This window comes from Leisingera thetidis (assembly GCF_025857195.1).
Lineage (GTDB): Bacteria > Pseudomonadota > Alphaproteobacteria > Rhodobacterales > Rhodobacteraceae > Leisingera > Leisingera thetidis.
Map to the genome: position 1 here is coordinate 651,289 of NZ_CP109787.1, position 17,224 is coordinate 668,512.

The window sequence follows — 17,224 nt, forward strand, 5'->3', positions numbered from 1 at the left end:
TGACACAACTATGGACACAGCCACTGCCGCCGCCTCCCCTCCGGAGACCGACACGCGCCGCGAGGCCATCCGGGTGGAGGATCTGCACAAGTCCTTTGGCAATCTGGAAGTGCTGAAGGGGGTGTCGCTGACGGCCCGGCAGGGGGATGTGGTTGCGATCATCGGCGGCTCTGGTTCCGGCAAGTCGACCATGCTGCGCTGCATCAACTTTCTGGAAACGCCGAGTTCCGGCAGGATCGTGATCGGCGGCGAGGATGTGGCGATGCGCAGCGATGGCACCCCGGCCAGCCAGAAGCAGATCGAACGGATCCGCACCCGGCTGGCGATGGTGTTTCAGCAGTTCAACCTGTGGACCCACCGCACCCTGCTGGAAAACGTGATCGAGGTGCCGGTGCATGTGCTGAAGGTGCCCAAGGCCGAGGCGGTCGCGCGGGCGCATGAGCTGCTGAACCGGGTGGGCCTGGGCGGCAAGGAAGATACCTATCCCGCCTATCTGTCCGGCGGCCAGCAGCAGCGGGCGGCGATTGCCCGCGCCCTGGCGGTGGATCCGTCGGCGATGCTGTTCGACGAGCCGACCTCGGCACTGGACCCGGAACTGGTGGGGGAGGTGCTGACGGTGATCCGCGACCTGGCCGCCGAAGGGCGCACCATGCTGCTGGTGACCCACGAGATGAAATTCGCGCGCGAAGTCGCGAACCACGTTGTCTATCTTTACCAAGGCCGCATTGAAGAGCAGGGACCGCCTGCCGAGGTCTTTGGCAATCCGCAATCAGACCGGCTGAAGCAATTTCTGAGCTCTGTCGCCTGATCCACTACCATCAAAAAATAACAACTGGGAGAAGAAGATGAAACTGAAAGCATTGCTCGCTGCCGGGGTTGCTGCCGCAGCCCTTTCCGCCGGTGCCGCAGCCGCCGAGCAGGTCAAGATCGGCATCGCCGCCGAGCCCTATCCGCCGTTTGCCTCGCTTGACAGCTCGGGCAACTGGGTCGGCTGGGAGGTCGAGGTGATCAACGCGGTCTGCGCCGCGGCGGAGCTGGATTGCGTGATTACCCCGGTGGCCTGGGACGGCATCATCCCGTCGCTGACCGGCCAGCAGATCGACGCCATCATGGCCTCGATGTCGATCACCGAGGAGCGGCTGAAGACCATCGATTTCAGCGACCCGTACTACAACACCCCGGCGGTCATCGTGGCGGACAAATCGATGGACATTGAGCCGACACCGGAGTCGCTGGCGGGCAAGATCGTCGGCATCCAGGCCTCGACCATCCACCAGGCCTATGCGCAGGAGTATTTCAAGGACGCCGAGCTGAAGGTCTACCAGACCCAGGATGAGGCGAACCAGGACCTGTTTGCGGGCCGCATCGATGCAACCCAGGCGGACAGCATTGCGATGGCGGATTTTGTGAACTCCGACACCGGCAGCTGCTGCGAGATCAAGGGTGCGGTGGCGGATGACCCGGCCATTCTGGGCCGCGGCGTCGGCGCTGGCGTGCGCAAGGGCGACGACGCTCTGCGCGAGGCGCTGAACAAGGGCATCGCGGCGATCCTGGCCGACGGCACCCACGAGCAGATCACCGCCAAATACTTCACCACCAGCATCTACTAAGGCGCTGACGTGACCGGACTGTTCGAATTACTGGGCCTCGGCGCCAGCGCAGAGCTGCTGTCGCTGTCGGGCTGGGGCGGCAACCTGCTGCGCGGGTTGGCCAATTCACTGCAGATCGCTTTTGGCGCCTTTGGCATGGGGCTGGTGATCGGGCTGTTCGGAGCCTATGGCAAGCTTTATGGCGGGAAGGTCACGCGCGACCTTCTCGCCATTTACACCACGGTGATCCGGGCGGTGCCGGAACTGGTGCTGATCCTGATCCTCTATTACGTGGGCAGCGATATCATCAACAAGATCTCTGAAGGCTTGGGCGGCGGCCGGGTCGAGATCAACGGCGTTGCGGCCGGCATCTGGGTCTTGGGCGTGGTGCAGGGGGCCTATGCCACCGAAGTCTTGCGCGGTGCCATCCAGGCGGTGCCGGTGGGCCAGATCGAGGCGGCGAAATCCTATGGCATGCCGGGGCTGATGATCATGCGGCGGGTGACGATCCCGGCGATGATGAGCTTTGCGGTGCCGGGGCTGGCGAACCTGTGGCTGATCGCCACCAAGGACACGGCGCTGCTGGCGGTGGTCGGCTTCAACGAGCTCACGCTGGAGACCCGGCAGGCGGCCAGCAGCACGCGGGCCTATTTCACTTTTTTCCTGGCGGCCGGGTTCCTTTATCTGATGGTGACGCTGTGCTCCGGCGCGGTGTTTGCCCGGGTTGAGAAATGGGCGCGGCGCGGCCAGCCCTCGCTGAAGGGGGGCACGTCATGACCGGGCTGAAGGACCTGATGCAGCCGCACCGCATCGTGATGATGCTGGTCTTTGCGGCGCTGGTGATCTGGTGCGCTTTTGCGCTGCGCTGGGACTGGATCCCGAAATACGCGCCCTTGGCGCTGGAGGGGCTGTGGGCCACGATCTGGATCCTGGCGGTGTCCACTGTCCTCGGCTTCCTGCTGGCGGTGCCGCTGGGATTGGCGCAGGCCGTCGGCCCCTGGTATCTGTCCCTTCCCGCCCGCACCTTTTGCACCATCATCCGCGGCACGCCGCTGCTGCTGCAGATCTGGCTGCTCTATTACGGGCTGGGCTCGCTGTTTCCGCAGTTTCCCTGGATTCGCTCGTCCGAGCTGTGGCCCTATCTGCGGCAGGCCTGGCCCTATGCGGTGCTGGCGCTGACGCTGTCTTATGCGGGCTATGAGGGCGAGGTGATGCGGGGCGCGTTTTCCAGCGTCGCCAAGGGGCAGCTGGAGGCCGCGAAGTCCTTTGGCATGCCGCGCTTCACCATGTTCCGCCGGATCTGGCTGCCGCAGGCGATCCGCAACGTGCTGCCGACCTTGGGCGGCGAGACCATCCTGCAGCTGAAGGCGACGCCGCTGGTGGCAACGATCACGGTGGTGGAGATCTACGCGGTGTCCTCGCGCGTGCGCTCCGATACCTTTATCGTTTACGAGCCGCTGCTGCTGCTGGCCGTGGTCTATATGGCGATTGCCGGCGTGATTGCCTATGCCTTCCGGCGGCTTGAGAAAGGCTGATCCGGGCGGCGTTTAGCCTGTATTCCGGACCGCAGAAAGATGGTCCGGAAATCTCTGATTTATCTGACATACATCAAATTGCGGCACGGCGGTTCCCTCTAGTGTCAGCGGCGAATGCAGCAAGAGACTCTTGTAACAGATGCCGCGCACGCCTTTCATATCTTCCGCCTGCCGCGCCGGGATTATCCGGCGGCTGGCGGGGGTGTGCGCCATCTTCGTGCTGGTGCTGCAAATAGCCTTCCCCGGCGCGGCGCAGGCCGCGGCTGGCGGCGAGTGGATCGAGATCTGCGGCGAGTTTGGCGTGGTGGCGATCCAGGTTGCCGCTGAAGACAGCGGCGGGGAGCAGGACTGCCCGAAATGCAGCACCTGCGCCCTGTGCGCGGCCGAGAACGGGGCCGGGCCGGTAAACGTGCTGCGGCCCGGCATCAGCCGGGCGGCCGAAGGCAATGTGCTGCTGCCTGCGGGGACTGCGGTGCAGCCGAATCCGGCACAATACTGGCATGACGGCCGCGGGCCCCCGCTGGCGGCCAAGACAGAATCCGAACGCGCCCTGCGCGCGTCCGTGGCAGCCACTCAAGACAAAGGAGAGGCGCCATGGACCTGACACGCGCCTGCCGGGGCTGGCTGACAGCCCTTGTGATGACTTTAGCCACCCTACTTGCCGCGGTGGCCGCTGAGGCGGACAGCCTCGATTCCTTCCTGACAGAATTGACCCCTGCGGATCTGGTGCCCGGTGCCGAAGCCTTTGGCCCGGTGCGCAGCGATGTGCCGGTGGCGCCGGTGCTGAAGGCGGGCGAGACCGTCGCCTATGCCTTTCTGACCTCCGATTTCGTCGGCACAACGGGGTACAGCGGCAAGCCGATCCATGTGGTGGCCGCAATTGACACCGATGCGGTGCTGACCGGTGTCAAGCTGGTCAAGCACTCTGAACCCATCGTGCTGATCGGCATTCCCAACGCCAAGATGGTCAAGCTGACCGAAAGCTATTCCGGACTGGATCTGAAGGCCGAGGCGGCGGCGGGCGGCGATGCCCATGACCTCGACATCATCTCGGGCGCGACGGTGACCATCATGGTGATCGACGACAGCCTGGTGCGGGCAGGCATCAAGGTGGCCCGCGCGCTGGGGCTGGGCGGGCTGTCGCCGGTGCAGGCGGACGGGCCGAAGCGCGAAGTCGACATGGCCCGCGAGGACGTGGCTGACTGGACCACGCTGGCGGGCGACGGCTCGGTGCGGCGGATGACGCTGGATGTCGGCCAGATCAACGCGGCGTTTGAGGCAACCGGCGATCAGCGCGCGATCAAGCGGCCGGAGGCCGGGGCGCCGGATGATACTTTCATCGACATGCATATGGCGCTGGTTTCGGTGCCCTCCATCGGCAAATCGCTGCTGGGCGAGGCGGAGTACCAGAACCTGCGGTCCTGGCTGAAGGAAGGCGAGCACGCCATCCTGGTGCTGGGGCGGGGCAGCTACAGCTTCAAGGGCTCGGGCTATGTGCGCGGCGGCATCTTCGACCGGATCCAGCTGATCCAGGGCGATGCCTCGGTGCGGTTCTTTGACCGCCAGCACAGGCGGCTGGGCGCGCTGGCCACCGGTGACAGCCCCAGCTTTGGTGAGCTGGACCTGTTCAAGATCCCGGCAGATGCGGAATTCGACCCGGCTGAGCCTTTCCGCCTGCAGCTCTTGGTGCAGCGGTCGGTGGGGGCGCTGGAGCGGGCCTTTCTGACCTTCGATCTGGGCTACAATCTGCCGGAGCAGTACCTGCTGCCCGCAGCACCTGCGCCCAAGGTGGTGGAGGATGACACCGGCGAGGCCGCGGCAAAAGCGGCGCTGTGGCAGCGGATCTGGAAGGACCGCACGCTGGAAATCGGCGGTCTGGGCGTAATGCTGCTGGTGCTGACGGGGGTGTTCTTCTTCCAGTTCCAGGCAACTGCGAACGCGCGCACCTTCTACTGGTTCCGCATCGGCTATCTGACCGTTACCCTGGTGTTCCTGGGCTGGTACGCCAATGCGCAGCTGAGCGTGGTGAACCTGATGGCGCTGGCCGGGTCTTTGCGCAGCGGGTTTTCCTGGGATGCCTTCCTGCTGGACCCGCTGGTCTTCATCCAGTGGTTTGCCGTTGCTGCTGCGCTGTTGTTCTGGGGCCGGGGCGCTTATTGCGGCTGGCTGTGCCCGTTCGGCGCGCTGCAGGAGCTGACCAACAAGATCGCCCGTGCCTTCAAGGTGCCGCAGATCACCCTGCCGTGGAGTCTGCATGAGCGGCTGTGGCCTGCGAAATACATGATCTTTCTTGGCCTGTTCGGCATCTCCATGGTGTCGATTCCTCTGGCGGAGACTTATGCCGAAGTGGAGCCGTTCAAGACCGCGATTATCCTGAAGTTCGTGCGCGACTGGCCGTTTGTGGTCTTTGCCGTGGCGCTGCTGATGGCCGGGCTGTTCATCGAACGCTTTTACTGCCGCTACCTGTGCCCGCTGGGGGCAGCGCTGGCGATCCCGGCGCGGGTACGGATGTTCGACTGGCTGCGCCGCTACAAGGAATGCGGCAGCCCCTGCCAGACCTGCGCCAACGAATGCCCGGTTCAGGCCATCCACCCCACGGGTGAGATCAATCCGAACGAATGCGTGAACTGCCTGCATTGCCAGGTGCTGTACCAATCCGAAGCCAAATGCCCGGTTGTCATCAAACAGCTGAAACGCCGGGCAAAGACCGGCAGCCCGGGACCGGAGATTGCTCTGGGCCGCCCGCCGGCCAATCACCCCAACGCGAACAGGACAAAAGTTTCCTGAAGGAGGACATCATGTCTGAAGATCTGACAAACAAACTCCCCGTCACCCGCCGCGGCCTGCTGGGGGCCACTGCCACCGGTGCCGTGCTGGCAGCCACGGGTGCGGGCTCCGCGCTCTTGGGCGCAAAGCCCGCGCAGGCGGCAGAGGGCGTCAATCTGGCGCCGGGCGAGCTGGACGAATACTATGGCTTCTGGTCCTCGGGCCAGTCCGGCGAGCTGCGCATTCTGGGCGTGCCGTCGATGCGGGAATTCATGCGCATTCCGGTGTTCAACCGCTGTTCGGCCACCGGCTGGGGCCAGACCAACGAGTCGCTGAAGATCCTGACCGAAGGGCTGCTGCCGGAAACCAAGGAGTTCCTGGCCGCCAACGGCAAGGTCACCTATGACAACGGCGACCTGCACCACCCGCATATGTCGTTCACCGACGGCACCTATGACGGCCGCTTCATTTTCATGAACGACAAGGCAAATACCCGTGTGGCCCGGGTGCGCTGCGACGTGATGAAATGCGACAAGATCATCGAGATCCCCAACGCCAAGGACATCCACGGCTTGCGCCCGCAGAAGTTCCCGCGCACCGGTTATGTCTTTGCCAATGGCGAGCACGAGGCGCCGCTGATCAATGACGGCCAGATCCTGGATGATCCGTCGCAGTATGTGAACATCTTCTCGGCCATCGACGGCGACAGCATGGAAGTTGCCTGGCAGGTGATCGTCTCGGGCAACCTGGACAACACCGACTGCGACTATCAGGGCAAATACGCCTATTCGACCTCCTACAACTCGGAAATGGGCATGACCCTGGCCGAGATGACCGAGAACGAGCTGGACCACGTGGTTGTCTTCAACATCGCGGCCATTGAGGCGGCCATTGAGGCTGGCGAGTATCAGGAGCTGAACGGCGCCAAGGTGGTGGACGGGCGCAAGGGCGCGCCGGGCAAGCTGACCCGCTATATCCCGATCCCGAACTCGCCGCACGGCATCAACACCGCGCCGGACAAGAAGCACGTCTGCGTCAACGGCAAGCTGTCGCCGACCGTTTCGGTGATCGACGTCGAGAAACTGGACGCACTGTTTGATGCCGACGCCGATCCGCGCTCGGCCATCGTGGCGGAACCGCAGCTGGGGCTGGGGCCGCTTCACACCGCCTTCGACAACCGCGGCTATGCCTACACCACGCTGTTTCTCGACAGCCAGGTGGTGAAATGGGACATCGCCAAGGCGATTGAGGCCTATGCGGGCGCCGATGTCGACCCGATCCTGGACAAGCTGGATGTGCAGTATCAGCCGGGCCACAACTCCACCTCCATGGGGGAAACCGCCGAGGCGGACGGCAAGTGGCTGATCTCGATGAACAAGTTCTCCAAGGACCGGTTCCTGAACGTCGGCCCGCTGAAGCCCGAGAACGAGCAGCTGATCGATATTTCCGGCGACAAGATGAAGGTGGTGCACGACGGCCCGACCTTTGCCGAGCCGCATGACTCGATCATCGTGCACCGTTCCAAGGTGAACCCGGTCAGCATCTGGGACCGCAACGACCCGATGTGGGCCGAGGCGCGGGCGCAGGCTGAAGCGGACGGGGTGGATCTGGACGACTGGCAGGACACCATCGTGCGCGACGGCGACAAGGTGCGGGTCTACATGACCAGCCAGGCGCCGAACTTCAGCCTGGAGAAGTTCACCGTCAAACAGGGCGATGAGGTCACCGTCTATGTCACCAACCTCGATGACATCGACGACCTGACCCACGGTTTCTGCCTGTCCAACTTCGGCGTCGCGATGGAGGTCGGGCCGCAGGCCACCGCTTCGGTCACCTTCAAGGCAGAGCGCCCGGGTGTGCATTGGTACTATTGCCAGTGGTTCTGCCACGCGCTGCACATGGAAATGCGCGGCCGGATGCTGGTCGAGCCGCGGAGCGCGTAACATGAAACGGCTCCTGCCCATATCTCTGGTTGCGGCTCTCTCCTGCCTGGCACCGGCCTGGGCGGCGGATTGGGACGTGCCCAACCGGGCAGGGGCCATTTCCGAAACACTGGCGCAGGCGGCGGATGGCGACACCCTCCGCCTCGCTCCCGGCGAATATGCCGAAACCCTGGTGCTGGGCCGCCCTGTCATCATCGATGGCCAGGGGCAGGCCACACTGGACGGCCGGGGGCTGGGGTCGGTCATCACCGTGACCGGCCCTGGCGTTACCGTGCAAAACCTGAGGGTGATTGGCTCCGGCTCCTCGCATCAGGAGATCGACAGCGGCATCAAGCTGACCAAGACGGCCCACGCGCCGCGGATCCTGAACAACGTGCTTTTGGGCAACCTTTACGGCGTGGACATTCACGGGGCCAAGGACAGCCTGGTGCAGGGCAACCGCATCGAGGGCCGCCTGGACCGGCACATGAACGCCCGCGGCAACGGGGTTTATGTCTGGAACGCGCCGGGTGCGGTGGTGGACGGCAATGACATCCGCTTTGGCCGCGACGGGATATTTGTGAACAGCTCCAAGAAGAACAGATTCATAAACAATACCTTCCGCGACCTGCGTTTTGCCGTGCATTACATGTACGCCGACAATTCCGAGGTCTTGGGCAATGTCTCGATCGGCAATCACCTGGGCTATGCGGTGATGTTCTCCAAACGGGTCAAGGTGACCGGGAATGTCTCGCTGAATGACCGCGATCACGGGGTGATGCTGAACTATGCCAATCAGGGCGAGGTGCGCGGCAACTATGTGAAGGGCGCCAAGGACAAATGCACCTTCCTTTATAACGCGCACAAGAATGATTTTTCCGGCAACTGGTTCGAGGGCTGCGGCATCGGTATCCATTTCACCGCAGGCAGTGCCGGCAACCGGATGGTCGGCAACGCCTTTGTCGGCAACCGGCATCAGGTGAAATTTGTCTCCACCAAATGGGTGGAATGGAGCGAGGACGGCCAGGGCAACTACTGGTCCGATTTCGCAGGTTTTGACGTGGACGGGGATGGCATCGCCGATGCGCCCTACCGTCCGAATGACAGCATGGATCATGTTCTGTGGACCCAGCCGGCGGCGAAACTCCTGATGGGCTCGCCTGCGGTGCAGCTGGTGCGCTGGTCGCAGTCGGCCTTCCCGGCGCTGCTGCCGGGCGGGGTGATCGACAGCCACCCGCTGATGCGGCCGGAGCGGCCCGATGCCGCCAGAAAGGTTGAACAAGATGGATAACGCAAACAGCCCGCTGCAGATCCGCGCGCTGGACAAGTTCCGCGGCAGGACACAGGTGTTGCATGGCATCGATTTGGACATCGCACCGGGTGAGCGGCTGGCACTCCTTGGCCACAACGGCGCGGGCAAGTCGACGCTGATCAAGGCGGTGCTGGGCCTGATCCGCCACGAGGGCGGCAGCATCCGCATTTGCGGCGCGGCGCCCGGCAGTGCGGCGGCGCGCTCCGCCACCGCCTTTCTGCCTGAGGCGGTCAGCTTTCACCCAGCATTGACCGGGCATGAGCAGCTGGCGCTGTTTGCCCGCCTTGCCGGGGAGCACGCGGACATTGACGCACTGTTGGAACGCGTTGGCCTGGGCGAGGCCATGCACCGCCGTATCGGAGCCTATTCCAAAGGGATGCGGCAGCGGCTGGGCTTGGCGCAGGTGCTGCTGGGACGCCCTAAACTGGCGCTGCTGGACGAACCGACCAGCGGGCTGGATCCGATCTCGCGCCAGGATCTTTATGCCATCATCAACGAGCTGGCCGAACAGGGCGCGGCGGTGCTGATCGCCAGCCACGCGCTGACCGAGGTGGAGGCGCGCACCGACCGCATCGCGATCCTGCGCAAGGGAGTGAAGGTCGCCGATGACACGCTGGCGGGGCTGTCGGCGCAGGCCGGGCTGCCGGTCAAGCTGCGCGTGCAGGCAAGCGGCACGCAAGCCGGCCGGATTGCGATTGAGACCGGCGGGCGGCGGATCAACGGCGCCGCGGTCGAGATTCTGTGCCGCCCGCAGGACAAGATGGCCGAGCTGCGCAAGATCGCCGCGATGGGAGATGCGGTGGCTGACATCGACATGGTGCCGCCACGGCTGGAAGACCTGTACCGCCATTATTCCGGGGAGGGAGCCCAATGAGACGCGCCTTTGCGATTGCCCGCGCCGAAATGCTGATCCTGCGCCGCAACCGCTGGCTGGTCATGGCTACGCTGATCATGCTGGCCTTTGCGCTGGCGCTGTCCTTTGCCGGCTCCGCACCGACCGGGACGCTGGGGGTGGACATGCTGACGGTGTCCGTGGCGTCGATGACCACGCTGTCGGTCTATCTGGCGCCGCTCTTGGCGCTGATGATGGGGTTTGATGCAGTGGCGGGCGACCGCGACCGCGGCAGCCTCGCCTTGCTGTTGGCCTATCCGGCGTGGCGGGCAGAGATCCTCTTGGGCAAGCTGATGGCGCATCTGGCGGCCTTGGCGGTGGCGATGTGCATCGGTTTTGGCGCGGCGGGTGCGGTTGCCGCCTGGTTCGGCGGTGCAGGGGCAGAGAGCCTGATGGCGCTGGGGCGGCTGGTGCTGACCTCGATCCTCTTGGGCGCGGTGTTCCTGGTGCTGGGCTATGCGCTGTCGGCGCTTTCCAGCGGCGCCACCGCCGCGGCCGGCCTGTCGGCGGGCGTGTGGCTGGTGTTTGTTGTTCTTTTTGACTTGGGCCTGTTGGGGGCCGTGGTGATGGACAGCGGCGGGGTGTTCACACAGAAGATTTTTCCCTGGGTGATGGTTGCGAACCCGGCCGATGCGTTCCGTCTGTGGAATGTGGCGGCCTCGGAAAGCGTGGCCCTGTCCAGCGGCATGGCGGGCGCGGCGAGTGCGTTGCCCGGCTGGGCGGCGCCGTTGTCGCTGCTGTTGTGGCCCGCGCTGGGCTTCCTGCTGGCCTGCGCCGCGTTCCGGAGGGTGGAGCCTTGAAACGCCTGATCCTTGCATCCGCATTGGCTTTGTCCGCCTGTCAGGAGGAGGAGGCGAAGGCGCCGCCCGCGCCGGTGGAGCTGACTGAGGTTGCGCTGAGCTATTTCTGCCAGATGAACGTGGCGGAGCACGGAGGCCCCAAGGGGCAGATTCATCTGGACGGCTTTCCCGCTCCGCTGTTCTTTGCCCAGGTGCGCGATCTGGCGGCCTATGTGAAAGGTCCCGAGCGGGATGCGGAGATCACCGCCATCTATGTAAGCGACATGGGCGCGGCCGCCAGCTGGGCGCATCCCGGTCCAAATAACTGGATTGACGCCCGGGCTGCGCATTTTGTGGTCGGCTCCAACGTGGCCGGCGGCATGGGCGCGCCGGAAGTTGTGCCGTTTGCCGCGCCTGAGGAAGCGGCGCGGTTTGCCGGCCGCTTTGGCGGCACCGTCGCCGGGTTCGACGACATTCCCGACGACGCGGTCCTGGGACCGGTCGATCTGGACCAGCAGCTGGAAACGCCGTCCTGAGCGCAGTGCAGCCGCGGCGTCAGAGAGCCTCAGGCCGTTTCCGGCTGCAGCCGCAATTCCGCGGCGATGGCATGGCCTTCCATGCCCTCCATCCGGCTGATGCGGGCGGTGCGCTGGGCGAGTTCGTGCGAGGCCGCGGCGGAGCAGCGCTGCCAGGTGACGGTCTTGGTGAACTTGTGCACCGACAGCCCGCCGGTATAGCGCGCAGCGCCGCTGGTCGGCAGCACGTGGTTGGGCCCTGAGGTCTTGTCGCCGAAGGACACTGTGGTTTCCTTGCCCAGAAACAGCGAGCCATAGGCGGTGAGGCGGTCCAGCCACCAGTCCAGGTCCTCGGCCTGCACCTGCAGATGCTCGGGCGCGTAGCGGTCGGCCACTTGCGCCGCTTCCTCGCGGCTGCCGCACAGGACCACCTCGGCGCGCTCGTGCCAGGCGCGGTGGGCGGCGGAGAGGTTGGGTTCCGGCAGCTGGTCGATGAGCGCCTGCGCCCGGGCCATGACACCCTTGGCCAACGCCTCGCTGGTGGTGACCAGCCAGACCGGGCTGTCGGCACCGTGTTCGGCCTGGCTGACCAGGTCCCAGGCGACGGTTTCCGCTTCGGCGGTGTGATCGGCAATCACCAGTGAGTCGGTGGGACCTGCGAACATGTCGATGCCAACTGCGCCGAACAGCATCCGCTTGGCCTCGGCAACAAAGGAGTTGCCGGGGCCGACCAGAATGTCGGCGGACTGGGCGCCGAACAGGCCCTGGGCCATGGCGGCAATGCCCTGCACGCCGCCCAGGTTCAGGATCAGGTCGGCGCCGCACAGGTCCATGGCATAGATGATGGCATCGGGAATGCCGGTGCCGGGGCGCGTCGGCGACACCGCGGTGATGTGCGGCACGCCGGCCACCTTGGCGGTGGTGATGGTCATCAGCGCGCTGGCGATATGGCTGTAGCGGCCGCCCGGCACGTAGCATCCCGCACTGGAGACCGGGATCTGCTTCTGGCCCGCGATCAGGCCGGGAATGACCTCGACCTCGCATTCGCCCATGGTGGCCTTCTGCGCCTCGGCAAAGCGGCGGATGTTTGCATGGGCGAACCGGATGTCGTCCTTGAGCTGATCCGAGACCCGGTTGCAGGCGGCGCGGCGCTGCGCGTCTGTCACCACGATGGGTCCGGTCCAGCCGTCGAGCTTCTCCGCATAGCGGCGCACGGCGTCTTCGCCCTCGCGCTCGATATTGGCCAGCATCACGGCAACGGTATCGCGGATGTCGCTGTTCTCGGCGGCTGGGCGCGGCTGGGCCTGTTTCAGGTAGGTGATTGCCATGGGGTCAGCTCATTTTCGGTTAGAGGGCCGCCGGATGCGCAAGAAAGGGCACGGCGCGGGGTGCGCCCAAATCAGCGCCCGGCAGGCCGGGCGGTCAAGCCGTGGCCCGTTGGTTTCGAAAAACACGGATGTTTGTTTCGAATTGCCCCGCGTGCCTAGGCGTCTATTGCCGGCAGTGTCCGGAATTCCTCGGCCAGCCAGGGAAAGCGGGCGCTGATCGGGTCGGTGAAATGGTGGCGCAGGGATTTCTGCAACGCCTCGTGGATCAGCATTGAGGTTGCCGCCGGATAGACGTTGGTGGTGAACAGCGACACTGTGCGGGCAAAGCTCTTGCCGGGAAAGCGCACCACCTTGACCTTGTCATGAAAGCGCTGGGCGCGGTGGTAGCTGGCGGCGGTGGTAATGGTCCAGCTGCTGCTTTCCGCCACCAGGCCGATAATCGACTGGTTGCATTCCAGTTCGAACCGGTTGGGCAGGGAAATCTTGAGCCGGGTCAATTGGGTCTCGATCTGCTTGCCGATGGTGTGGTCGCGGGAGTAGCGCAGGAAGGGCAGCTGCGCGTCCGGTCTGGTCAGCTCCTCGACGCTGCCGGTGTATCCGGCAGGCAGCACCAGAATGAACGGATCGCGCATCAGCGGGTATTCGATCAGATCCGGCAGCAGCCCGGCCGGGCGGGTGGCGACACCGGCATCCAGCTTCTGTTCTTGCAGTTTTCCGATGATCTCGTGGCTGGGGCGGGTATAGTGGCGGAAGTTGCAGCGGGGCAGGGCGGTGGAGAGGAACTGGAACAGCTCCGGCCCCACCTCATTGTCGAAATCATCAAGCAGGGCCATCCGCAGGTCGGTTGCGTGCTGCCAGCTGCCGGAACGGATTTCCGCCTCGCCGCGCTTCAGCGTCATCAGCCCTTCGTAGACGTAGCGGGCATAGACCACCCCGGCAGGCGTCAGCCCCATCGGGCGGCGGGTGTGATCGACCAGGTCGACGCCAAGCGCGCTTTCCAGGCTGCGCAGGTGGTTGGACACGGTGCTGATCGACAAGCCGGTCTCTGTCGCGGCCTTTTGTATCGACCCGGATTTTGCGATAAGTTGGAACACTTCCAGCCATCTCAGACTCAAAGATTTCTGCACTGGCGGCATCTCCCGATTGGCGACGTTATTCCGTAAAAAGCCAAACTAAGTTTTACTTTGGCCGCAAAGGCAACTTTATTCTACTGTGGATTTGCTTCCCGGATATGGTTTGACGTGCAAAAATATCTGACCGAGGCCCGCAAGGAACGGGCCCGGGATTTACCTGGGAGGAAAACCAATATGATCAAGAAGTACCTGCTTTCAACAGTCTGTGCCGCAGCCGCTGCGACCGCGGCCACGCAAGCTTCTGCTTTGGACGAGATCACCGTCGCCTATTTTCTTGAATGGCCGATGCCGTTCCAGTTTGCCAAGGCCAACGGCACCTATGAGGAAGAACTGGGCGTCAATATCAACTGGGTGTCGTTCGATACCGGCACGGCGATGTCGGCGGCGATGGCCTCGGGCGACGTGCAGATTGCCGTCAGCCAGGGCGTGCCGCCGTTTGTGGTGGCCACGTCCGCAGGCCAGGACATTCAGATTGTTGATGTGGCAGTAAGCTATTCCGACAATGACAACTGCGTGGTGGCCGAGGCGCTGGAGATCGACAAGGCCAGCGCGGACGAACTGGCCGGAAAGAAGGTCGGTGTGCCGATCGGCACCGCCGCGCATTACAACTTCCTGTCGCAGATGGCGCATTTCGGGGTTGATATCGGTTCGATGGAAATCGTCGACATGGCGCCTGCTGATGGCGCCGCAGCTTTTGCTCAGGGCAACCTGGACATGGTCTGCGGCTGGGGCGGCGCGCTGCGGCGGATGCTGGAGCATGGCAACGTGCTGCTGACCGGCGCCGAGAAGGAAGAGCTGGGTATCCTGGTTTTTGACGTGACCAGCGCCCCGGCGGGCTTCATCGCCGAGGAAGGCGCGCTGCTGAGCAAATTCCTGAAAGTGACCGCAGATGCCAACGCGATGTGGAATTCCGGCGATCACAAGGACGAGATGCTGCCGGTCATTGCCAAAGATGCCGGTATGGATCTGGCGGATGCCGAGGCCACCATCGCCACCTTCAATTTCCCTTCCGCTGAAGATCAGCTGACCGGGAAATGGCTGGGCGGGGGGGCGCAAAGCTTCATGAAAGGCGTGGCGGATGTGTTCGTGAATGCGGGCAGCATCGAGGCGGCGCTGGACTCCTATGAAGGTGCCGTGGACAGCGCGCCGCTGGCAGCCGCGCAGAACTGAGCCGCATTCATCTGATCAAGGCGGACGGCCCGGTTCCCGGGCCGTCCCCGTTCGCGGTTCAATCAGGAAGGGGAAAAAATGTCGGGATTGGACATCAAGAGTGTTTCGATGCGCTTTGATCTGCCCAATGGCAGTTCGGTACAGGCGCTGAAAGACGTCTCAATGAATTTGAAAGCGGGTGAGCTGATGTCGGTTCTGGGCCCGTCGGGTTGCGGCAAGACCACTTTGCTGAACATCCTCGCCGGGTTTCTCGCTCCCACCGGCGGGGTGGTCGAACTGAACGGCCACTTGGTGACAGGACCTGACGCCGAACGCGGGATGGTGTTTCAGAAGGGCGCGCTGTTTGAGTGGATGAACGTGCGCGACAACGTGGAATTCGGTCCCCGTATGAAGGGCAGGGGCAAGGCGGAGCGGGAGAGGATCTCGGACCATCTGCTGGACATCGTCGGCCTGCAGGATTTCAAGGAAAAGGCGGTTTACGAACTCTCCGGCGGCATGCAGCAGCGGGTGGCGCTGGCACGCTGCCTGGCAAATGAGCCGGATGTGATCCTGATGGACGAGCCGCTGGGGGCGCTGGACGCTTTGACCCGCGAGAAGATGCAGGGGCTGGTTCTGAAGCTCTGGAAGGAGACCGGCAAGACCATCATCCTGATCACCCACTCGGTGGAGGAAGCGCTGCTGCTGGGCGAGCGGCTGATCGTGATGGCGCCGCGGCCGGGCCGCATCCACCGCGAATACCAGCTGCCCTTTGCCGAACGCGGGGTGAATGCCGATTTGCGAGACGTCAAGAAATCCGAAGGCTTTGCCGAGACCCGGGATGAGATCCTGTCGATGATCTGGGAGATGGAAGAGGAAATCATGGGCCGGACGGAGCAAGTGGCATGACGGTTCTGCTGTTCTATATCGCGCTGTTCGCCGGTGCGTTCTTTCTGGTGCAGATCATCCGCAAGGGGATGCAGTCGCGGCAGGACTTCACCAGCCTCAAGACTGTGACCTTCGGGGACGAAAGCGCTGTCACCCCGGACCGGGCGGCCTCGATCATCTCGGTTCTGGCGATCTTTGTGATCTGGGCGGCCTTCACCGGCTCCAAGCTGTTTCCCATTCATGTGCCCGGACCGTTCACCGGTGAAACCCAGTTCACCTACACCCTGGAGAACGCGGATGGAGCCACCGATGAGGCGGAGATCACCGTCCGGGTGGCAGGGTTCGGCGAAGAAAGCCCCGACTTCGACGTGGAGCCGGGCGAAGGGTTCGCCAAAAACGATGCCCTGGCGGCGCAGGCCGGGCGATCCACGACGCTGATCTTTGACCGCAATGATGAGGTCAAGCGCAAGGAGGGCGCCCGTATTGTTGCGATCAATGGCGAGCCGATCGGTCCCGGCTCGCCAGTGGACACCGGCGACGGCACGGTGGCGCTGACCGGCAAGGGGGCAATCAGCTTTACTCCGCATGGCGGGTTGCAGATGAACCCGATCTGGCTGCCGGCGCCGGAAACCGTGGTGGCGCGGTTTTTTGAGATTGCTTCCGAAGGCTATCAGAACTTCTCGCTGTGGCAGCATCTGGGCTGGTCGCTGGCGCGGGTGATCGCCGGGTTTGTGACCGGGGCGATTGTCGGCATTCCGCTGGGCTATGCGATGGGCCTTTCCGGCTGGTTCCGCGGCTGGTTCGACCCGATTGTGGAATTCATGCGCCCGGTGCCGCCGCTGGCACTGATCCCGCTGGTGATCATCTGGTTCGGCATCTGGGAGACCGGCAAGATCGTGCTCTTGTTCCTAGCGGCGCTGTGGATCATGACCATCGCGGCACGGGCCGGGGTTTCGGGGGTGAACATCTCGAAAATCCACGCGGCCTATTCGCTGGGGGCCTCCAAGTGGCAGATCATGCGCTATGTGATTGTGCCGAATTCGCTGCCGGAGATTTTCACCGGCGCGCGGGTTGCCATGGGGGTTTGCTGGGGCACGGTTGTGGCCGCTGAGCTGGTTGCCGCGCAAAAGGGCGCCGGCATGATGATCATCGCCGCGTCCAAGTTCCAGCTGACCGATATTGTGATCATGGGCATCGTGCTGATCGGCATCATCGGATATGGCATCGACATTCTGATGCGCAGGGCCGAGAGCTGGCTGGTGCCGTGGAAAGGCCGCAGCTGATCTGAGGCTGAGATGTGTAAAGAAAACGCCCGGGGATGTCCCCGGGCGCTCTGCGTTTCAGGTATCTGGCAATTGAAGGAAGTCACTGAGGGCAGTGCCCTCCCGTGGGGAGGAGCGGGCGCTGCCCGGCCTGTCG

General features: G+C 64.0%; 16 protein-coding genes. 14 read left to right on the top strand and 2 right to left on the bottom strand.

The window, feature by feature from the left end; genetic code table 11:
* Positions 1–10 precede the first annotated feature (10 nt).
* The 11 genes from OKQ63_RS03185 (at position 11) to OKQ63_RS03235 (ending at position 11,331) form a co-directional block, all read left to right on the top strand.
* A complete protein-coding gene (locus OKQ63_RS03185) occupies positions 11–808 on the top strand; it encodes an ABC transporter ATP-binding protein (protein ID WP_264212524.1) in 798 nt (265 codons plus the stop codon).
* A gap of 37 nt (positions 809–845) precedes the next feature.
* Entirely contained in the window at positions 846–1,610 is a 765-nt protein-coding gene (locus tag OKQ63_RS03190) for a transporter substrate-binding domain-containing protein (protein WP_264212525.1), read from the top strand.
* Positions 1,611–1,619: 9 nt separating this feature from the next.
* Positions 1,620–2,366 (top strand): ABC transporter permease, encoded by a 747-nt coding sequence (locus OKQ63_RS03195; RefSeq protein ID WP_264212526.1) that lies wholly within the window; start codon positions 1,620–1,622, stop codon positions 2,364–2,366.
* The gene (locus OKQ63_RS03200; RefSeq protein ID WP_264212527.1) at positions 2,363–3,124 is read left to right on the top strand and encodes an ABC transporter permease; all 762 of its coding nucleotides are present in this window, start codon (positions 2,363–2,365) and stop codon (positions 3,122–3,124) included. Before OKQ63_RS03195 ends, OKQ63_RS03200 begins: the two co-directional genes overlap by 4 nt.
* 139 nt (positions 3,125–3,263) lie before the next feature.
* Complete coding sequence (locus OKQ63_RS03205) at positions 3,264–3,728, top strand: hypothetical protein (protein ID WP_264212528.1); 465 nt, start codon at positions 3,264–3,266, stop codon at positions 3,726–3,728.
* The gene (locus tag OKQ63_RS03210; protein WP_264212529.1) at positions 3,719–5,911 is read left to right on the top strand and encodes a NosR/NirI family protein; all 2,193 of its coding nucleotides are present in this window, start codon (positions 3,719–3,721) and stop codon (positions 5,909–5,911) included. The genes OKQ63_RS03205 and OKQ63_RS03210 overlap by 10 nt, the downstream gene beginning before the upstream one ends.
* Before the next feature lie 11 nt (positions 5,912–5,922).
* Complete coding sequence (gene nosZ, locus OKQ63_RS03215) at positions 5,923–7,833, top strand: TAT-dependent nitrous-oxide reductase (RefSeq protein ID WP_264212530.1); 1,911 nt, start codon at positions 5,923–5,925, stop codon at positions 7,831–7,833.
* A 1-nt stretch (position 7,834) separates the two neighbouring features.
* Positions 7,835–9,103, top strand: a complete 1,269-nt coding sequence (locus OKQ63_RS03220) for a nitrous oxide reductase family maturation protein NosD (protein ID WP_264212531.1) — start codon at positions 7,835–7,837, stop codon at positions 9,101–9,103.
* On the top strand, positions 9,096–9,998 hold the full coding sequence (locus OKQ63_RS03225; RefSeq protein WP_264212532.1) for an ABC transporter ATP-binding protein: 903 nt from the start codon (positions 9,096–9,098) through the stop codon (positions 9,996–9,998). Before OKQ63_RS03220 ends, OKQ63_RS03225 begins: the two co-directional genes overlap by 8 nt.
* The gene (locus OKQ63_RS03230) at positions 9,995–10,816 is read left to right on the top strand and encodes an ABC transporter permease (RefSeq protein ID WP_264212533.1); all 822 of its coding nucleotides are present in this window, start codon (positions 9,995–9,997) and stop codon (positions 10,814–10,816) included. The genes OKQ63_RS03225 and OKQ63_RS03230 overlap by 4 nt, the downstream gene beginning before the upstream one ends.
* The gene (locus OKQ63_RS03235; RefSeq protein WP_264212534.1) at positions 10,813–11,331 is read left to right on the top strand and encodes a nitrous oxide reductase accessory protein NosL; all 519 of its coding nucleotides are present in this window, start codon (positions 10,813–10,815) and stop codon (positions 11,329–11,331) included. Before OKQ63_RS03230 ends, OKQ63_RS03235 begins: the two co-directional genes overlap by 4 nt.
* A gap of 29 nt (positions 11,332–11,360) precedes the next feature.
* Here OKQ63_RS03235 and hisD read toward each other — a convergent pair whose 3' ends face one another.
* Together hisD and OKQ63_RS03245 are read right to left on the bottom strand one after the other, a co-directional pair.
* Complete coding sequence (hisD, locus tag OKQ63_RS03240) at positions 11,361–12,638, bottom strand: histidinol dehydrogenase (protein ID WP_264212535.1); 1,278 nt, start codon at positions 12,636–12,638, stop codon at positions 11,361–11,363.
* 155 nt (positions 12,639–12,793) lie between these two features.
* Positions 12,794–13,774 carry a LysR family transcriptional regulator gene (locus OKQ63_RS03245; RefSeq protein ID WP_264212536.1) on the bottom strand — a complete coding sequence of 327 codons (981 nt, stop codon included), beginning with the start codon at positions 13,772–13,774 and terminating at the stop codon, positions 12,794–12,796.
* 171 nt (positions 13,775–13,945) lie between these two features.
* On the opposite strand from OKQ63_RS03245, the gene OKQ63_RS03250 reads away from it, so the two are divergent.
* The 3 genes from OKQ63_RS03250 to OKQ63_RS03260 all read left to right on the top strand — a co-directional run bounded on the left by OKQ63_RS03250 (position 13,946) and on the right by OKQ63_RS03260 (position 17,088).
* Positions 13,946–14,941, top strand: a complete 996-nt coding sequence (locus OKQ63_RS03250) for a taurine ABC transporter substrate-binding protein (RefSeq protein ID WP_264212537.1) — start codon at positions 13,946–13,948, stop codon at positions 14,939–14,941.
* Positions 14,942–15,019: 78 nt separating this feature from the next.
* Complete coding sequence (locus OKQ63_RS03255) at positions 15,020–15,826, top strand: taurine ABC transporter ATP-binding protein (RefSeq protein WP_264212538.1); 807 nt, start codon at positions 15,020–15,022, stop codon at positions 15,824–15,826.
* A complete protein-coding gene (locus OKQ63_RS03260) occupies positions 15,823–17,088 on the top strand; it encodes an ABC transporter permease (RefSeq protein WP_264212539.1) in 1,266 nt (421 codons plus the stop codon). Before OKQ63_RS03255 ends, OKQ63_RS03260 begins: the two co-directional genes overlap by 4 nt.
* The last annotated feature ends 136 nt before the right edge of the window (positions 17,089–17,224 follow it).